The organism is Arsenicibacter sp. R0_47 (assembly GCF_057652235.1).
This window is the reverse complement of record NZ_JBYFCJ010000021.1, coordinates 38,628-56,237: the sequence shown is the minus strand read 5'-3', so window position 1 is coordinate 56,237 and position 17,610 is coordinate 38,628. Positions and strand designations below refer to the sequence as shown.

At 52.3% G+C, this 17,610-nt stretch carries 13 protein-coding genes; 9 read left to right on the top strand and 4 right to left on the bottom strand.

Annotation, left to right across the window (positions count from 1 at the left end; genetic code table 11):
- Window positions 1–206: 206 nt before the first annotated feature.
- The 8 genes from AC23NW_RS25745 to AC23NW_RS25710 all read left to right on the top strand — a co-directional run bounded on the left by AC23NW_RS25745 (window position 207) and on the right by AC23NW_RS25710 (window position 11,615).
- A complete protein-coding gene (locus tag AC23NW_RS25745) occupies window positions 207–2,885 on the top strand; it encodes a T9SS type A sorting domain-containing protein (protein ID WP_487453083.1) in 2,679 nt (892 codons plus the stop codon).
- 81 nt (window positions 2,886–2,966) lie between these two features.
- Complete coding sequence (locus AC23NW_RS25740; protein ID WP_487453081.1) at window positions 2,967–4,238, top strand: D-alanyl-D-alanine carboxypeptidase/D-alanyl-D-alanine-endopeptidase; 1,272 nt, start codon at window positions 2,967–2,969, stop codon at window positions 4,236–4,238.
- A gap of 136 nt (window positions 4,239–4,374) precedes the next feature.
- Window positions 4,375–5,064 (top strand): NUDIX hydrolase, encoded by a 690-nt coding sequence (locus AC23NW_RS25735; protein WP_487453079.1) that lies wholly within the window; start codon window positions 4,375–4,377, stop codon window positions 5,062–5,064.
- Window positions 5,065–5,076: 12 nt separating this feature from the next.
- Window positions 5,077–6,552, top strand: coding sequence for a nicotinate phosphoribosyltransferase (locus AC23NW_RS25730; protein WP_487453078.1), 1,476 nt, complete (start codon window positions 5,077–5,079; stop codon window positions 6,550–6,552).
- Between the two features lie 12 nt (window positions 6,553–6,564).
- Entirely contained in the window at window positions 6,565–7,416 is an 852-nt protein-coding gene (prs, locus tag AC23NW_RS25725) for a ribose-phosphate diphosphokinase (protein ID WP_487453077.1), read from the top strand.
- A gap of 6 nt (window positions 7,417–7,422) precedes the next feature.
- Entirely contained in the window at window positions 7,423–8,244 is an 822-nt protein-coding gene (locus AC23NW_RS25720; protein ID WP_487453075.1) for an SDR family oxidoreductase, read from the top strand.
- 83 nt (window positions 8,245–8,327) lie between these two features.
- Entirely contained in the window at window positions 8,328–9,083 is a 756-nt protein-coding gene (locus tag AC23NW_RS25715) for a hypothetical protein (RefSeq protein ID WP_487453074.1), read from the top strand.
- 102 nt (window positions 9,084–9,185) lie between these two features.
- Entirely contained in the window at window positions 9,186–11,615 is a 2,430-nt protein-coding gene (locus AC23NW_RS25710; RefSeq protein ID WP_487453073.1) for a TonB-dependent receptor, read from the top strand.
- 78 nt (window positions 11,616–11,693) lie between these two features.
- On the opposite strand, the gene AC23NW_RS25705 is transcribed toward AC23NW_RS25710, so the two are convergent.
- The 4 genes from AC23NW_RS25705 to AC23NW_RS25690 all read right to left on the bottom strand — a co-directional run bounded on the left by AC23NW_RS25705 (window position 11,694) and on the right by AC23NW_RS25690 (window position 15,109).
- Window positions 11,694–12,410 carry a porin family protein gene (locus tag AC23NW_RS25705; RefSeq protein WP_293834032.1) on the bottom strand — a complete coding sequence of 239 codons (717 nt, stop codon included), beginning with the start codon at window positions 12,408–12,410 and terminating at the stop codon, window positions 11,694–11,696.
- A 137-nt stretch (window positions 12,411–12,547) separates the two neighbouring features.
- Entirely contained in the window at window positions 12,548–13,171 is a 624-nt protein-coding gene (locus tag AC23NW_RS25700; protein ID WP_487453070.1) for a hypothetical protein, read from the bottom strand.
- Window positions 13,168–13,767, bottom strand: a complete 600-nt coding sequence (locus AC23NW_RS25695; protein WP_293834030.1) for an RNA polymerase sigma factor — start codon at window positions 13,765–13,767, stop codon at window positions 13,168–13,170. Before AC23NW_RS25695 ends, AC23NW_RS25700 begins: the two co-directional genes overlap by 4 nt.
- 202 nt (window positions 13,768–13,969) lie before the next feature.
- Complete coding sequence (locus tag AC23NW_RS25690) at window positions 13,970–15,109, bottom strand: TlpA disulfide reductase family protein (RefSeq protein WP_293834029.1); 1,140 nt, start codon at window positions 15,107–15,109, stop codon at window positions 13,970–13,972.
- 398 nt (window positions 15,110–15,507) lie between these two features.
- Here AC23NW_RS25690 and AC23NW_RS25685 point away from each other — a divergent pair, with 398 nt between their 5' ends.
- Entirely contained in the window at window positions 15,508–17,604 is a 2,097-nt protein-coding gene (locus AC23NW_RS25685; RefSeq protein ID WP_487453068.1) for a T9SS type B sorting domain-containing protein, read from the top strand.
- Window positions 17,605–17,610 lie beyond the last annotated feature (6 nt).

Genomic DNA, 17,610 nt, shown 5'->3' with positions numbered 1-17,610 from the left:
GTATCAATTCGGTATATTTGGTTTTAAAGCAACGGGCCGGATACACGGCGGTTTTCAGGTCCGGAAGATTGCCGTTTTCAGGTCGGAAACGCAAACTTTCACTTTTTTTTCATACAACAGTCAGAACGGTTAAACGTTAGTAGATTAGTTTATAAAAGCCAACAACACAACTTATTCGGTATCGTCTTTAACTTTTACACATTTACATGACTATTTCTCTCCTCGCCCGACTTTGGGTTGTGCTGGGGTTGCTGTCCATCGGGTCTGCCATGGCTCAGCGCGCACCCAAATTTGACCCGCCCGCTAAACTTAAAGCCACTGCTGCTCCCAACCAGAGCGATTACAAAAATTTTGCCATGAAGATGCGGGTTTATAAGCCCGCCAGCGTAACCTGCTACGGTTCCCGTACCGACGCGTTTACGACCGTTCCACCACCGGAAGCCTATCTGCAACGCCGGAATGCACGCGTAGCAGCGGCTCCAACCGCACAGTTTATCGTTGAATACAAAGGTTTCTCTCCGGAAGCCCAGAAAGCATTCCAGTATGCCGTTGATATCTGGGCTTCCCTGATTTCGTCGCCTGTCCCGATCCGGATTAAAGCCTACTGGCAGGATCTGGGCGCCGGCTCGTCAAGCGGAACAACCATCGGTCAGGCCCGGCCGGATGACTACCGTATTGGTTTCGACGGGGCACAAAAAGCATTCGGTGTTTATCCGATTGCCCTCGCCGAAAAAATTGCCCGCCGGCAGCTGAACAGCCCTGACAGCGCCGATATCTACGCGGCGTTCAACAGCAACAGCAGTGTAAAATTCTATTACGGCACAGACGCTAAACCGGGTGCCGGCCAGATTGACCTGGCAACCGTTGTGTTACACGAATTGGGCCACGGCCTCGGTTTCGTCAGCGGCATGAGCTTATCACAGGGAATCGGCTTTCACGGGTACGGCTATCCGACTGTATTTGCTCACTTTATACAGAATGCACAAGCCAAAAGTCTGGTTGACTTCTCCACCTATCCTGACGAATCACAGGCGCTGGCGCAGCAGCTGACCGGCGGCAGTCTCTATTTCTCGGGAGACATGGTGACGAAACGAACCGGTGGTAAAGCACGCCTCTACGCACCGTCCACCTACAATGCAGGATCGAGTATCTCTCACTTAGACGAATCGACGTATCCGCAGGGCACAGCCAACTCGCTGATGACCCCGACCATTGCCAACGCGGAGGCCATTCACTCGCCGGGACCGATGACCCTTGCCATGTTCGAAGATATGGAATGGAAAACGACCTCGTTGCTGCATACGGCCTTTGACGATATGGAGGAAATAAAAGACCTGGTGTTTTCTGCGCGGGTAGTGAGTGATACTGTTTATAACCCTTCTTCGGTAAAACTGTACATTTATAAAGGTACAACACCACCAACGAGCCTGAGTAGTTTCCAGACCGTAACGCCAACCCGCGTTGGCACCACCGATCAGTATACATATACCATTCCCGCCAATCAGGCCGTAGGACAATACCGTTACTATTTTGAAGTACAGGATGCTAGTGGCCGGACCTTTACCAATCCGGGTAAAAACTACACCGGTGGCCAGGTCGTCAACTACTTCGTGATGGGTCCTGATAATGTAGCACCCGCCGTTCGCCGCCACATTCCGCAGCCATATGAGTTACGGGGCGCTTCGGACTCCCTGTTCCTGTCTGTAGCCATTAACGACGACCGGCAGATGAATATGGATACGGCCTATGTTGAATATGCCGTGAACTCGCAGGCTACTAAAACAAGCGGATTACGCTATGCCGGTAGTCTGGCAAGCGGAGACAGTGTGTATGTGGGGTTAATTGTACCAGGCACGGCTACCAATAAATTCCTGAATGCGGGCGATGTCCTGAAATACCGGATTATTGCCCGGGATAAGTCGAAGAATAAAAACCAGACCATTCTGCCGGCAACGGGTTTTTATGAAGTAAAAATCATTGCTCCGCAAACAACAGCCTTAAATAGCTTCTCGACCTCATTTGCGTCGGTCAACGCCAGTGATTTCGTCGGTAACAGTTTCTCTATCACGCAGCCTTCGGGCTTTACCGATCCGGGTATACATTCGGCCCACCCGTATGAGCGGGGTGCAGATGTGTTTTACGAACGCAATACATACCTTAACTATCTGACACCCATCAGACTGAAAGCGAATCCCGACAGCGCTACCCTACGTTTTGATGAGGTTGTACTGGTTGAGCCGGGTGATGCCGGTACCAAGTTCGGTGATGATGGCTTCTACGATTACGTTGTAGCTGAAGGATCTAAAGACGGCGGTATTACCTGGTTACCGCTTGCTGACGGTTATGATTCCAATGACCAGTCGGCCTGGTTAACAGCCTATAACCGCAGCCTGGTTGATGGTCAGCCTGGAGAGAAAAACTCAAGCACCGTTGGTACGCCAAGCTTGTACAAAACCCGCGAGATTTACATGCTCGATAACGGCAACTTCAAGGCAAACGACGTCATTCTGATCCGTTTCCGCCTTTTCTCGGATCAGTTAGCCATTGGCTGGGGCTGGGGCATTGATAACCTCCGGATTCAGACACCGCCTGCCGCCAAAATTCTGGCCACGGAACCGCAGATTACCTCAACGTTTCAGGTATTCCCGAATCCAAGCAGCAACGGACAGATCCGGGTACAGGCCAAACTGGCCAAAGCCACGACCGAAGCCGACCTGACCGTTACGACTGCTTCAGGCCAGACGCTTCGTCAGCTGCCGCTGAAAGTCCAGGGCACCAGCATCAACGAACAGCTTGATCTGACGCAGCTCCCGACCGGTTTTTACTTTTTACAACTGAAAGCCGGTGATTCTGTGCAAACGAAGAAGATTATGATTGCACGATAACATCTTTTCGCCGTTTTTAGCAGGGCCAACGCCGCGGACTACATAGCCGGGGTGTTGGCCCTGCTTCTTTTTTGACAAACGATGAGATACTACCTTTTTGCCCTGCTTGGTCTGGTACTGGTAAGCTGTTCACCAGCCCGTAAACTCCGCCGCGAATTAACCGGTAATCCCCTCTATACGGACCACCTTACCGGTTTCGCCCTGTACGATCCGGCGGCGCAGAAAACGCTCATCGACCACAACGGAAATCTTCATTTTACGCCGGCCTCTAACACCAAACTGGTTACGTTTCTGGCTGGCCTGATGACACTTGGTGACTCGCTGCCGGCGATCCGGTACGTCAGCCGCAACGACTCGCTTATTTTCTGGGGGACCGGTCACCCGCTGCTGCTCCACCCCGATCTGCCCGATACAGCCCTGCTCGGTTTCCTCCGGAAGCGGCCCGAAAAACTCTTTTTCTCACCAGCCAACTATACTGGTCAGCGGTTCGGCGCCGGTTGGGCGTGGGACGACTATAACGACGATTATTCGGCAGAGCTGGCCCCCTTGCCCGTTTATGGCAATCTGGTGCGCTTCACGAGTGCTCCGGATAAACCAACCGGCATAAGTCCGCACCTGTTTGCCGATAGCCTGGTAACCGATCCGGGCGGGAACACCGTACAACGGCAGGAGACCGGCAACCGCTTTACGGCAGGAACCGTGACGAAGCCGGTTCGTCAGGATGTACCCTTCCGCTGGTCGGCTACACTGGCAGCAACCCTGCTGGCTGACACCCTGAACCGCCCGGTTACGGTTATAAACCAGCCACTACCGGCCAGTTCACGGATTTTTTACGGCAGCGTTCCGGCCGACTCGCTTTATAAACGCATGTTGCAGGTGAGCGATAACATGTTTGCCGAACACATCCTGCTGATGGGTGCCGCCCAGACCGATGGCCAGCTGAACGCCCGCACAGCGATGAACGTCGTTCTCGACAAAACCCTTAATGGTCAGCTTAAACAGGACCGTTGGGTCGATGGGTCGGGGTTGTCGCGGTATAATTTATTTACCCCCAACACCCTGATTCAGCTACTGCAGGAAATCAGCCGGCGTGCTTCGCAGCAACGGCTCTTTGCTTTACTACCGGCAGCCGGCCGGTCCGGTACGCTGCGCAGCATGGGCAGCGGTGCCCAACCCTATATTTTTGCTAAATCCGGATCCATGACCGGCGTTTATAACCTAAGCGGCTATCTCGTTACGAAAAAAGGAAAGGTACTGTTGTTCAGTATGATGCACAATAATTTTACCCAGTCCGTTTCCGAAATCCGCAAACGTACGGCCGGTTTTCTGGCGCTGATTCACGAACGTTTCTAAGGTTTTTCATCCCCTGATCATAATCTAACAGTGTTAGACAGACCGTTTGCTCGATAGTTAGCGTAAAAAACACGCAAACTATTTGTAAATCCGGTGTACTGCCTTATGTTTGCGTAAACAATACGCAAACTACGTTATGCAATCGCTATCAGCCTATCCGCAACCATCTGTCACCATCGACTGTGTGATCTTCGGCTATGACGGTGAAAAGCTCTCCGTTCTTCTTCTGAACCGGAAAGAAGAACCCTATGCAGGCATGTGGACCGTTCCGGGCGGCTTTTTGTACCTTGACGAAACCCTGGAGGAATCGGCGGACCGGATTCTTAGAACAAAAACCGGCCTTGGCAGTCTCTATCTGGAGCAGCTTTTCACGTTTGGCAGACCTGACCGGGACCCCCGCGGACGGGTATTGTCGGTGACCTATTACGCACTGATTAACCCAGAGCACGTTGAGCTGACAACCGGAAAAATGGCTAACGATGTTAACTGGTTTCCGGTCAGTCAGTTGCCCGCCCTTGGGTTCGACCACAAGGACGTTTTACAGACCGCCATCCAGCGGCTACAGGCTAAAGTCACCTACCAACCTGTTGGTTTTGAGCTACTGAACCCGCAGTTTACCATCAGCGAATTACAGGACTTATACGAATGCATACTCAACGTCAGGCTTGACCGGCGCAATTTTCACAAGAAAATCACCGCGAGTGGCATCGTAAAACCTACCGGTCAGAAACGGCTCGGCGAAAAAAACCGCGCCCCCGAACTGTTCGAATTTGACCGGGAACGGTACGATGCGTTAGTCAAAAGTGGTTTTCAGTTTAAAATTTAACCAGACACTGTTATGAATACCTTACCTATTCTGCTGAAAGACGGCTACAAGGTTGGCCACAAGTTTCAGTATCCGGACGGAACAACACTCGTTTATTCAAACCTGACACCCCGCAAGTCAAGGGTTTCTGATACACAGGAGGTTGTCTTCTTCGGATTGCAGTATTTTCTGAAAGAGTACCTGATCCGGCAATTCAACGAACAGTTTTTTCAGCGCCCGAAAGACGAGGTAATGGCGCAGTACCGCCGCCGCATCGACAATTACCTGGGCCCGGGCAGCATTTCGTACCAGCACATTGCCGATCTGCACGATCTTGGCTACCTGCCGCTTGAGATCAAGGCGTTACCCGAAGGCCAGCTGACCCCGATGCGCGTACCGGTGCTGACCATCCGGAATACGCGGCCTGAATTTTTCTGGTTAACCAATATGCTCGAAACACTGATGAGCACCATTCTCTGGAAACCCTGTACGTCGGCAACAACGGCGTTTCAGTACCTGCGCGTGTTCCGGCAATACGCCGCCCGAACCGTAGGCAGCGACATGAGCTTTGTCCCGTGGCAGGGCCATGATTTCTCATTCCGTGGTATGTCGGGGGTTGAAGATGCGATACTGAGCGGAGCGGCCCACCTGCTGTCCTTCACCGGCACCGATACCATTCCGGCCATCGACTTTCTGGAAACATACTACAACGCCGACTGCGAACAGGAGCTGGTCGGCGGTTCGGTGGCGGCCACCGAACACAGTGTTATGTGCATGGGTACGCAGAACGACGAGATCGGTACCTTTACCCGGCTGATCACGGAGGTTTACCCAACCGGTATTATCTCGATTGTGTCAGACACCTGGGATTTCTGGCAGGTGATCACCGGCTTTCTGCCTGAGCTGAAAGAAACGATTCTGAGCCGCGACGGTAAGGTAGTGATCCGGCCCGACAGCGGCGATCCGGTAAAGATCATCGTTGGTGACCCCGACGCACCCGCCGGTACACCGCAGCACAAGGGCGCCGTTGTCTGCCTCTGGGAAACCTTCGGCGGTAGTCTGACCGAAACCGGCTATAAACTCCTTGACCCGCACATTGGCCTGATTTACGGCGACAGCATCACCACCGAACGGCAACTGCGTATTCTGGAGGGGCTGGCCCAAAAGGGCTTTGCCAGCTATAACGTCGTGCTTGGCATCGGCTCTTACACCTACGAGTACGTCACGCGGGATACCTATGGTTTTGCCATGAAAGCTACCTATGGCGAGGTGAATCACGTTGGCCGCGACATTTTTAAAGATCCTAAAACCGACGACGGTACCAAGCGTTCGGCGCGCGGCCTGCTGGCCGTACATCGCGATCCGGCCACCGGTAAACTGGTCCTCAAAGACCAATGCACATGGGAAGAAGAAGCAACAGGTGAACTAAGGCCTGTTTTCCGCGACGGCCGGTTGCTGGCCGATCAGACAGTAAACGAGATACGTACCCGGCTACTGGACCAGCTTTAACCACAACAAACGATGCTTACCCTTAACTTACTCGACCCGGCTGCGTCGGATATCGCTTTTGAGCGGTTTACCTTCCCGGACGGCCAGCCGCACCTCCGGATCAGACCGGAGAGTCTGCCGGATAACCGCGACAACTGCCGGATTATCACCCGCATCGCTAATTCAGACGATTTGCTGGTAGCCTTACTGGCGCAGCAAACGCTCAGCACGTCAGGCGTTGAGCGCATTCATTTGGTGATCAGCTATTTGCTCGGCGCCCGTATGGACCGGGTCATGACTACCGGCGAACCGTTTTCGCTCAGGGTTATTGCCAATATCATCAACATGGCCGGCTTTCACCGTGTCACGGTTTTTGATCCACATTCCAACGTCTCGACTGCCCTGCTCGACCGGAGTCATGCTATTGACAATATTCAGTTTGTCCGTGATGCCATTCAGGCAGATCAAGCCCGTTATCCGGCAGACGCCTGGTGTTTGGTCTCGCCGGATGCCGGTGCGCTGAAAAAAGTGCATGAGGCAGCACAGGCTATCGGAGCCGATGACGTTGTTGAATGCCTTAAATCACGCGACGTAAAAACCGGAAAACTATCTGGTTTCAAGGTATTTGCAGATGATCTGGGTGGAAAAACCTGTTATATCGCCGATGACATCTGCGACGGTGGCGGCACCTTTACCGGCATTGCCGAAGCACTGAAAACCCACAACGCCGGCCGGATTGTCCTGATCGTCAGCCACGGAATTTTCAGCAAGGGCTTTTCGTTAGCCGGTATTGACGCCATATACACAACCGACTCTTACCGGACGTTCGATCATGTATCCGACTCGTTCACTGTTTTGCCGGTCATGGCGTACTTAACCCGATAACGACTTATGCAAACCGTCTCAATCCTCGGCTGCGGCTGGCTTGGCCTGCCACTGGCCAAACTCCTTATTGAGGAAGGCTATCTTGTAAAAGGCAGCACCACAACGCCCGAAAAACTGCCTGTTCTACAGCAGGCAGGCATCGATGCCCACCTGCTACAGCTGAATCCGGAGCCGGTGGGCGAGCTGGCAGCCTTGCTGGACACGGATATTCTCATCGTGGATATTCCGCCGCGGGCCGGTAAGTTCGGCGACGATTTTCATCCGGAACAGATCCGCCGGCTGGCGCAGGCCGTCAGGCAATCTGCCGTTAACCGGGTACTTTACATCAGCTCCACGTCGGTGTACCCGGAACTAAACCGTGAGGTTACCGAAGCCGATGTAGTGCTGCCCGCAGAATCGGCCGCTCCGGCACTGGTTACCGCCGAACAAACATGGCTGGACCAGTCCGGCGACCGCATGGTGACCGTTCTGCGTTGCGGAGGGCTGATGGGCTACGAACGGATACCCGGTAAGTATGTCGCCGGCAAGACCGTTACGACCGGCGATGTCCCCGTTAATTACATCCATCGGGATGATGCCGCCGGGATCATTGCTGCCCTGCTCCGGAAGCAGCTGACCGGCACCTACAATGTCGTTGCGCCCCTGCATCCGACCCGCCGGGAGGTCTACGAACAGAGCTGCCGTGACCTGCATTTTGCGATGCCTGTTTTCGCAGAACCCACCGAAAACACCCCTTTCAAAGTCGTTAGTAATCAAAAACTTACCAACAAGTTATTCTATACGTACAAATACGCCAATCCTATTAATTTTTTTTATAGTTTGTCTTGATTGAATACTTGAAAGTTCGTCTATATTTACCATTATAAAAAATGTGTACCCTTATGGACCGTAAAGCTTTCTTAATCTTAATTTTGGTTCTCTTTTGTGGCAGGAGTACAAGGGCACAAACCCCGGTTACTCCTACCGCCGAAGACCCGAAAAAGCAGCTAGCCACACTAACCCAGCAAAACAATAACCTCCGCATCGCCCTTCGTCAGGCAGGCTCCGAAAAAGTACAGTTGCAAAACATCGTCGCCGGCCTCCAGAAAACCATTCTTACCCGCAACGACAGTATTCAGGCGCAGTATAAAACTATCAACGATCTGAAGCACCAGTTGAGTGATCAGGTTCAGGAAACCAGGCGGCTGGAGCAGATCATTGCCCGCCAAACCGATGAACTGAAAGCCACCAACCAGAAAATCAGCATCCTTGAGTATGATAAGAAAAACCTGATCGACGATAAAATTGTCAGGGTGTATAACTTCTCTGCCAATGATGTGCGGAAGCAGTTCGTACAGAGCCTTTCGAAAGAAGGGTCAGGCTTTCAGTACGACGATGCGCTGGTAGATGACGAAATCCAGATTACCCGCAATTTCAACGATCAGGCCGAAGCGTGGTGGGTGTTCGACAAAACGCTGGATACCATCCTGGAGCTGAAAATCCGGATTAAGCCCCATCTTTACGACCCGCAGAAATGCATTGTTTTCGGCGACACCCGCCTGCTGCAAAAGACCAGGTACAGCAACAAACCGTTTGAAGAACAGCATGATCAGGAAAAAATCAGGCTGTACCGCGAAAAAACATTCCGGCTCCTGGAAGGTAAGCTACAGGGCACTTCCGATAAATAACCCTTCGTTCTCTCTCCTCTTTCTGATGCTATCCCCATGAATGTAGCTTTACCGTATCCTTTCCGTAACACAGTACGCTGTTTCCGTATCCTTTGCATTCTATTGCTCGGCATCCTCAGCCGGCAGCACGCAACGGCCCAGACCAGCACTATCCTTACCGGCCGCATAGCACGGGCTTCCAATGACGAACCGCTCGTCGGTGCATCTGTTTTTATCAAGGGCACTAACCGGGGTACCATTACCGATCAGTTTGGCCGTTACCGGCTTAGTATCAGCCAGCCGTCCGAACTGGTGGTGCGGTTTATCGGCTTTAAAGACCAGTCCAGAGCCGTCCGCCCGACGCCCGACCGGCGGCAGACCATTGACTTCCGGCTGATCAGCAACGACATGCAGTTGTCAGACATTGTGGTAAGCGCCAACCGCGTTGAAGAGTATCTGCAAAAAGTACCGGTGGCCGCTTCGGTTATTTCGCAGCGGGATATGGAGCGCCGGAGCGTTTATAACACCATGGAATCGCTCAATAATGTACCGAACCTGATTACCGATTCCTGGCTCAATTCGCAGGTCTCCTTCTCCATCCGGGGCCTGTCAACGGTGTTCGATAACGTAGGTTTCGAATCAACGGTAGCGCTGTATATCGACGACGTTTATTTCTCGCGGAGTTTTGCCTTTAACTCTACCCTGATGGATATTGACCGGATTGAGGTGCTGCGCGGTCCGCACGGGACATTGTTCGGTAAAAACACTATCGGCGGCGTTATCCATGTGGTCTCCGAAAAGCCGGAACTGGCCAACAACGGACAGGTCGAGCTTAACTACGGCAACTATAATTTCGTTCAGGCCCGTGCTAAAATCAACCGCGAACTCATTAAAAACAAGCTGGCACTCCGGGTAACCGGTGCCTATACCAGCCGGCAGGGCTATATCAAAGACGAGGTACCCGCTATTCAGGCCACGAACAAAACCAGTTTTTACGGCTTCCGGGCATCGGCCCTCTACACGCCGAACCCGAATATTGCCGTAACCCTGCGGGCCTATTACGGTAAGGACGGCAACGCCGAAAACACGTTCGTATACGCCGGCAAGCCCGATTACGAGCCACTGGGTATTCCGGCCGACGAAGGCCTGCACACGAATCAGAGCGTACCGAATACTTTTCAACGCAATCAATACGGAACCGTGGCCAAAGGCGAATTTAAATTTGGCCGCAACACGCTGACCTCGATTACGGCCTTCAATAATTCGGTTGATGAGTACTTCGGCGATAACGATGTGGCACGGGCCAATGTATCCATCTGGGGCCGCACCCAAAAACTGAAAAATTTCAGTCAGGAACTCCGCATCCACTCCCCCCGCGATCAGAAGTTTGCGTACATCGGCGGGCTCTATTTCCTGACCGAACAGATTGCCGCTATTGACACCTTCACGCTCGAAAAGGATTTTATGCTCATCGGCGAAGAAATGAAGGGCGGGCCAATTCCGGACGGACAACTATTTACCAGTGAGGGCTACACCACCAACAGCCTCATTCATTCGCGGAGTCTGGCGGCATTTGGTTCGGGAACGTATGAGTTGTCTAAAAAGCTACGGTTAACGTTCGGGCTGCGGCTTACCTCCGAAAAACGGCAGCTGGATTACTGGCAACGGATCCGGAACCAGTATGTCAATGGGGTGCCGTTTGAGCTGATTAATATTTATGCTGTTAATGTCGGGTCGAAAGCGGAACCCATACGGCGGGAAGCCAATAATACGGCGCTGTCGTACGACCTCGGCCTCGATTACCGCTTTTCGCCCTATCTGATGGGGTATGCCAAATTTGCCCGTGGTTTCAAAGGGGCCGGTTTCAATACCTCGGTCACCAGGGATCCCGAAGGCACGGGTCTGGTCTTTAAACCGGAGTTTGTAAACAACTATGAGCTCGGATTTAAATCGCGCTTCAGCGAGCGCACACGGTTTAATGCGGCCGTATTTTATACCGACTATTTCAACAAGCAGGAATTATTGGATCAGGGTACCCGCGTACGGGTGGCTAATGCACCAAAAACACGCGGCTGGGGGGTAGAAACTGAATTTTCGGGGATGCTGAAAAACTTCCGGACGGATGTATCAATGGGCTATCTGCACTTCCGGTATATTGACTTTCCGTTCGGGACCGATGGGGAAGGCAGACCGGTCAATTATGCGGGCAACCGGCTGTTGAAAGCACCGGATTTTACATTCTCGGTGGCTCCTGAATATACCTTACCGGTCAGCGAGCAGATGCGGTTGTTTTTCGGCATGAACATTAACCATACCGGCAAGGCGTTTAACGACATTTCCAACGCTGATGTTATTGCACGGAAAGCCGCTACGATTCTGAACGGCCGGATTTCACTGGCACCGCGTAACGGAAAATGGAGTATTGCGTTGTGGGGAAAGAATCTGACCAACAAGCTGTTTATTCAGCACGGCTGGGAGTATGACTGGGGCGATCAGATTGCGTGGAGCCGGCCACGGTATTACGGCGTTGAAGTTTATCTCAACTTCCGTTGATTCGTCATTCCGACGAAGGAGAAACGTTGTACTTTCCGGAAGCGGCAAAGACTCCTCCTTCGTCGGAATGACAGAACACTAGCGACGGTATTGGCGGATTTTCGGGTCACGGCGCGTGTATTCGCGGCCAATGCCCCAATTGTAGCCAAGCCCGACGGTAATGAATGAATTCTGCATACGCTCCGCAGGCACCGAAATGTCTGTCAGACCATAGGTATACCGCGCATCAATCGTGAACCGCTGCCGGTTGCCGGCGCGGAAGTTGAACTGAATACCGGCCGTAGCGCCCAGATCGGCCGGACGGAAATCACGGCTGTTATCAGCATCGGCAATATCATTGCCATTCAGTTTCTGGTTCACACGTTTACCTTTCAGCATCAGCCCCAGCGACGGACCAAAGTAGACGTTTGGCCGGAAATTACCGGCATCATTCAGGTAGTAACGCAGTGTAATCGGAATTTCAATGTAATTAAGCCGCTGATTAAAGGCGAGTTGCCCATTCCCGACAGGGATTTCAAACTTAGCACCACGCTGCGAAAACAATACGTCAGCCGCTAAACCAAACCGGCTATAATCACTGTACATCACACCCAGACCGGCCGAAAGCCCCGGTAACATGCCTTTTCGATTTTGTACATCACCAATTAAATCTGAAAAATTTACGCCGACACGAGGACCTGCGCTCCAGCGCTGCTGACCATATGTTCTTGAGTAACAAACAAATAATAAAACTAAAGTGGCCAGTAGTAGTCGAAAAGAGGTCGGCGATTGCCGTTGAGAAATTGTATTAAACATAGGTACGAAATGTATTAGGTACTGCGGGGTAAACGCCAGCCGAATACAAATGTTTCATTTGTTTAAAAGACTTTCGTAAACGGCCCGCTTTTATTTACCTAATTGTACTTATCGCATACAAAACAGCAACGCTTTGTTCAAGGGAAGTCAATGCGTACTTCCTGTTTTCCGGACGGCCATTTCTGAAAAGCCCGTACCAGTCGCACAGCCTCCTGATCGTGTACCGCATCCAGTGATTTACGGACCGCTACTGCGTCAATCGCCCCGCGTCCGGTCACGGTCAGGTCAACAATTACCTGACCCGCTCCTGTTACGTCAGGCCGCCGGTTTTTCTTCACAAAGGCGGCAAACTCCTGCTGGTACACTTCAGGCAGTTTCTGTTCATGCACCGGCATCAGTTCTACTTCAAACACCATTGGCTTAGTCGGGTCAACGGCTTTGAAGGGCGGTTTGTAGAAAAAGATCATGTAGATCGCTACCGCCAGCATCAGCAGAATCGATGCAACCGCCGAGGTCACCCAAAGCGGCATCAGCCGCTGCTTGGTGGCGGAGGCATGTACACGTTCGTGCAGCACTTCTTTCAGCTCAGCCGTTTGTTCAGTCAGCGATGTACCGGCCTGTTGCAAGGCTTCGAGCCCCTCCAGCACATCGGCATAAAACGGATCTTCGAGCAATGCACGCTCGATCCGGTGCTGTTCGGATTTGCTCAGCAAACCGGCCCGATACGCATGTAAATCGTGTATAGTCAGTTGATTACTCATTTCCCAGCCGTCTTTTCCAGACAAATTTTCAAATTCCGCCGGCCATTCTGCAGGTTGCTTTTTACCTGTTTAAGCGACAAACCCGTCAGGTCGGCTACGTCAGCATACGATTTTTGCTGAAGATAAAACAATTCAAGGCATGTTTGCTGATCCCGCGGCAGTTTCGCCAGACAGCCGGTCATCTGCGTCAGGTTCTGTTCCAGTTCCAGTGCGTATTCATCGTCGGCAACCATCAGTTGCTGCTCTACCAATGCATCTTCATCCCGCTCGTCATCCGGCATGTTCACCTTCAGCAGTGAGGCTTCCCGGCTGCGGAGATACATCAGACAATGGTTTCTGGCTACGGTGTGCAGCCAGCTTTTGAAGTTCTGGATTTCATGTCGTTTCAAATCTGTTGCCAGCTGTTCAAACAGGTGCATAACGGCATCTTTGCTCTCTTCTTCATCCCGCAGGTATTTAAAACAGACCGCATAAACCATATCCATATAGCGCTCATAGAGCTCACCCAGCAATTCCAGATCGCCGGACGCCTTGTAGGCGGCGACAAATTCTGCATCCGTGGTCAGACGTGGTTTCCGGAACCGTTTAAAAAACATAACTGCAATCGTAGATTCGTGAACGAAGGCCTTCTGTTAAGTAGATGCAGAATAGCCTGAGATTCCATATGCGTTAATGAATAATGTAAAATGGATAATGAATAATGGGCTTCCGGTTTCCACCAGCCACTATTCATTATCCATTTTACAGCATCAAGCCATCTGGCATTAAGCTATCAGGCATCAAGTATCCGGCAGCCGGTTAAGGCTTCGCCGGCAGAATTTCGGCCAGTTTCTTGCCCAGTTCTTCGCCGCGGATATTTTTGGCCACGATTTTACCGTCCGGCCCGATCAGGAAGTTTTGCGGAATGGCCCGCACATTGTATTGTTTTGCCACTTCGTTGTTCCAGTATTTCAGGTCTGATACGTGCGTCCAGGCCAGTTCATCCTTATGAATGGCTTTCATCCAGGCCTCTTTAGCATCCGGACGATCAAGCGACACCCCTAATACGGTGAAGTTCTGACCTTTAAACTGGTGGAAATTTTTCACCACATTCGGGTTCTCCGCGCGGCAAGGTCCGCACCAGCTCGCCCAGAAGTCAACCAGTACATATTTGCCACGGAAATCACGGAGTGCAACCGCTTTACCCAGCGTATCAGCCTGCGAAAAGTCAGGTGCAACCTCTCCAAGCGATGTAGCTTTAATGGCCGCCAGCGACGTAGCGAAGTCTTTACCGGCCGTGCTGTTTTTCACTTCGTCAGACAAGCCGTTGTATAAAGGAGCAAGATCACCGTATTCAGGCACCATGCCGCCATACGACCGGAGCGCGTCCAGACTGACAAGACTCTTTGGCGAGTTTTTCACAAACTGGCCGTTGGCGGCCTTTTGTTCGGCCTGGATGGCTTCGTATCGCTTATCAATATCGGCCTCAAATTCTTTTGATTTCCGCTGCTCAGGCGTAGCACTACGGTACTCTGCCATCAGCTTATCCATTTTTTCGTTCGATGGCTTCAGAGACGCCTTCAGCTTTTCGTTATCCAGGTTCATCTGTGTACCTGTAACAGCAGCGTTGGCCGCCGAGTCAGGGCTGGCCACCGAGATGGTACCGGGCTCCAGATAAATTCCGATAACATTATACGGGCTGATCTGACGCATGCCCTTGCCTTTAGCATCCACCAGCAGGCTGGCTCTGGTCGGGCTATCGACGCTTCCCTTGAACTCAAAAGCACCGTTCTGAACCATTGCTGAGTCAGTTTTGGCTGCTCCGGCAGCCACGTAACGTAAATACACTTTTGCCGGTGACGTCAGTGTGCCGATCTTTCCTTTAATCGTATAGGCCTTATCCTGAGCCGAAACGAGGAAGGGCATCGCAACAAAGGCGGTTAGCAGATATTTCTTCATGAAAGGATGGTTTGTTGGTTCTAACAAAAAACAATTTACGAAAACTATTTTTAAGTATACAACCTCCGGACAGAAAACCCACTAAAGCCCCGGGCTACGTATTACTTAAAATTCAGTAAGTGCAATATGGCATGATTTATGATAACGCCGGTGGAGTCTAATAACAGCGTGCCTTTATTTATATATATGTAAATTTAGTAACACCATTCGATCTATTCCGGAGGCTTAAGTCATGCCGAAATCGCTCAAAAATAGTTTTTTGGTGAGTTGGCATGAATTTCGACATAAAAGAAGGTACCGTTGAGGCACGGTTATCGTTTTATTTCGCTCACTTTTTTTTGTTGGGCTGCATGACACAGTTTTTACCGAAACCATTACATATACTCAGTCACTGGCTTATGCTGCTCGGGTTCATCAGCACCCTCGGCATAACCAATGCCCCTGCGCAGACGTCTCCCTGTCCGGCACCGCCAACGCCGCCGGTAATCAAGGGGTCGGCTTCGGCCGTTTGCCGCGGTGATTCGGTCCGGCTGACCGCCCTGGGGTGCACCGGAACGGTGGTATGGAGTACCAATGATACCTTACCTGCCATTACAGTCCGTCCGCAGCGCACAACAAAATATACGGCAATCTGCCGCCTTCAGAAGGGGTGTATCAGTTGCTTTGCCGAAGTGTATACCATCACGGTAAATACGCCGAAAGCACCGGTAATCACGCCGGATAATACGATTGCCTGTCCGAATGACAATGTTATTTTATCGGCTACCGGCTGTACGGGTACCATTCTCTGGTCAAACGGCAGTTCGGGCAATACACTCACAGTACAACCTGCACAAACCGGAGCCTATCAGGCCAGCTGCCGGGAGTCGGGCTGTATCAGCACTCCGTCGCTTCCGGCCCTTGTCCGGATTGAGACCCCGACCAGGCCCTTGATTCAGACAGATAAACCGGTGATCTGTGCCGGTCAGTCGGTACAGTTGTCGGCTGTCGGTTGTGCCGGCAGCACTGTCTGGTCAGATGGCTATACCGGCAATAACCGGATGGTCAGTCCGGCGCAAACTACCGTATACCGCGCCATTTGCCAGGTCGGTACCTGTAAAAGCGACAGCAGCGAGCGGCAGACCATTCAGGTGCAAAGCACTGCGTTCAGACCTGCGGTTGCAACCCTGGCCCAAAACGGATGCCCGTATCAGACCGCCGACTTATCACGGCTCATTCAGGAATCACCGGCCGCAATGCTGAAAGGCAGCTGGCTTTTCCGCACCGGTCCGTCGGCCAATGCACCGGCCGTTCAGTCACCGACTGCGGTCGAAAGCGGCACCTATTACATTATTTTTCAAGACAATAACGGGTGCTACAGTGAGCCGGTTGCAGTCACGGCTGTTATCTCGGCCTGCCGGAATGCCATTCCGGTCTGTATCAGCAATCCGGCCCGAATCGTTGCCTGGGTTGATAGCCTGGATTTTCAGTCGCGGGCGGTCCGCGTAAAGGCGCAGCTGCGGGGTACGGCCCAATCGCTCACCTGGCAAACAACCGGCAGCGGACTGCTCATTGACCCGGCAGCGCTCACAACCCGTTATCTGTTTTCGGATGCCGACCAGCAACGCGGCTCCGTCGAGTTTACGCTATCAACGCCCGATCCGGACGGCAGCGGCCCGTGTACCGGTGCTACCACTAAGCTGACAGCCACCATTCCGGCGCAAAATACTCCGTCAGCAGAACTGATCGGGCTCAGCAAAAAAGCCTTTGACCCGATCTGGGTCAGCAATAGTGTAGTCGAAGTCGCCTACCAGCTGACGGTAACCAATCAGGGCAAAAACACGTTAACGAATGTGCAGGTTTCTGACAACCTGACCCGTGCCTTCGCGGCGTCCGGTGCGGTCATCCGGAGCTTAACAATCCGGACCGACGCCGGCTGGACAACCGCTGCCGGCTTTACAGGTCAGAATGCCGATACTACGCTGCTGGCCGCTAATAACACGCTGACAGCCGGTGCCAGTCACACGATTTACCTGACAGCCGGCATCGATATTGGCCAGGCCAACACACTGACGTTTGAAAACAGTGCATGGGCCACCGCTACGGACGTAAACGGAATGGTTTGCCGCGACAAATCGACGAACGGCAACAGCCCGGACCCTGACCGGAACGGTAACCCCGGCGATAACGACGAACCAACCGTCATCACCCTGCATGCGGCATCAACCGAAGGCAGTTCCGTATTTATTCCGGAAGGGTTCTCCCCTAACGGCGACGGAGTTAACGACCGCTTTGTAATTCAGCAGGTACCGGCCGGTGTCCGCGTTGATCTGGAAGTCTTCAACCGTTGGGGACATATCGTTTACCGTAGTCAGGATTACCGGAATGACTGGGATGGCCGGCCCAATCAGGGCGTTGGCAGTACCAGTGCCGGTGTACCGGACGGCACGTATTTTTACATTGTCCGGCTGAGCAATGGCAGGGAGTTTACCCGGTTTATGACCATAAACCGATAAAAATTC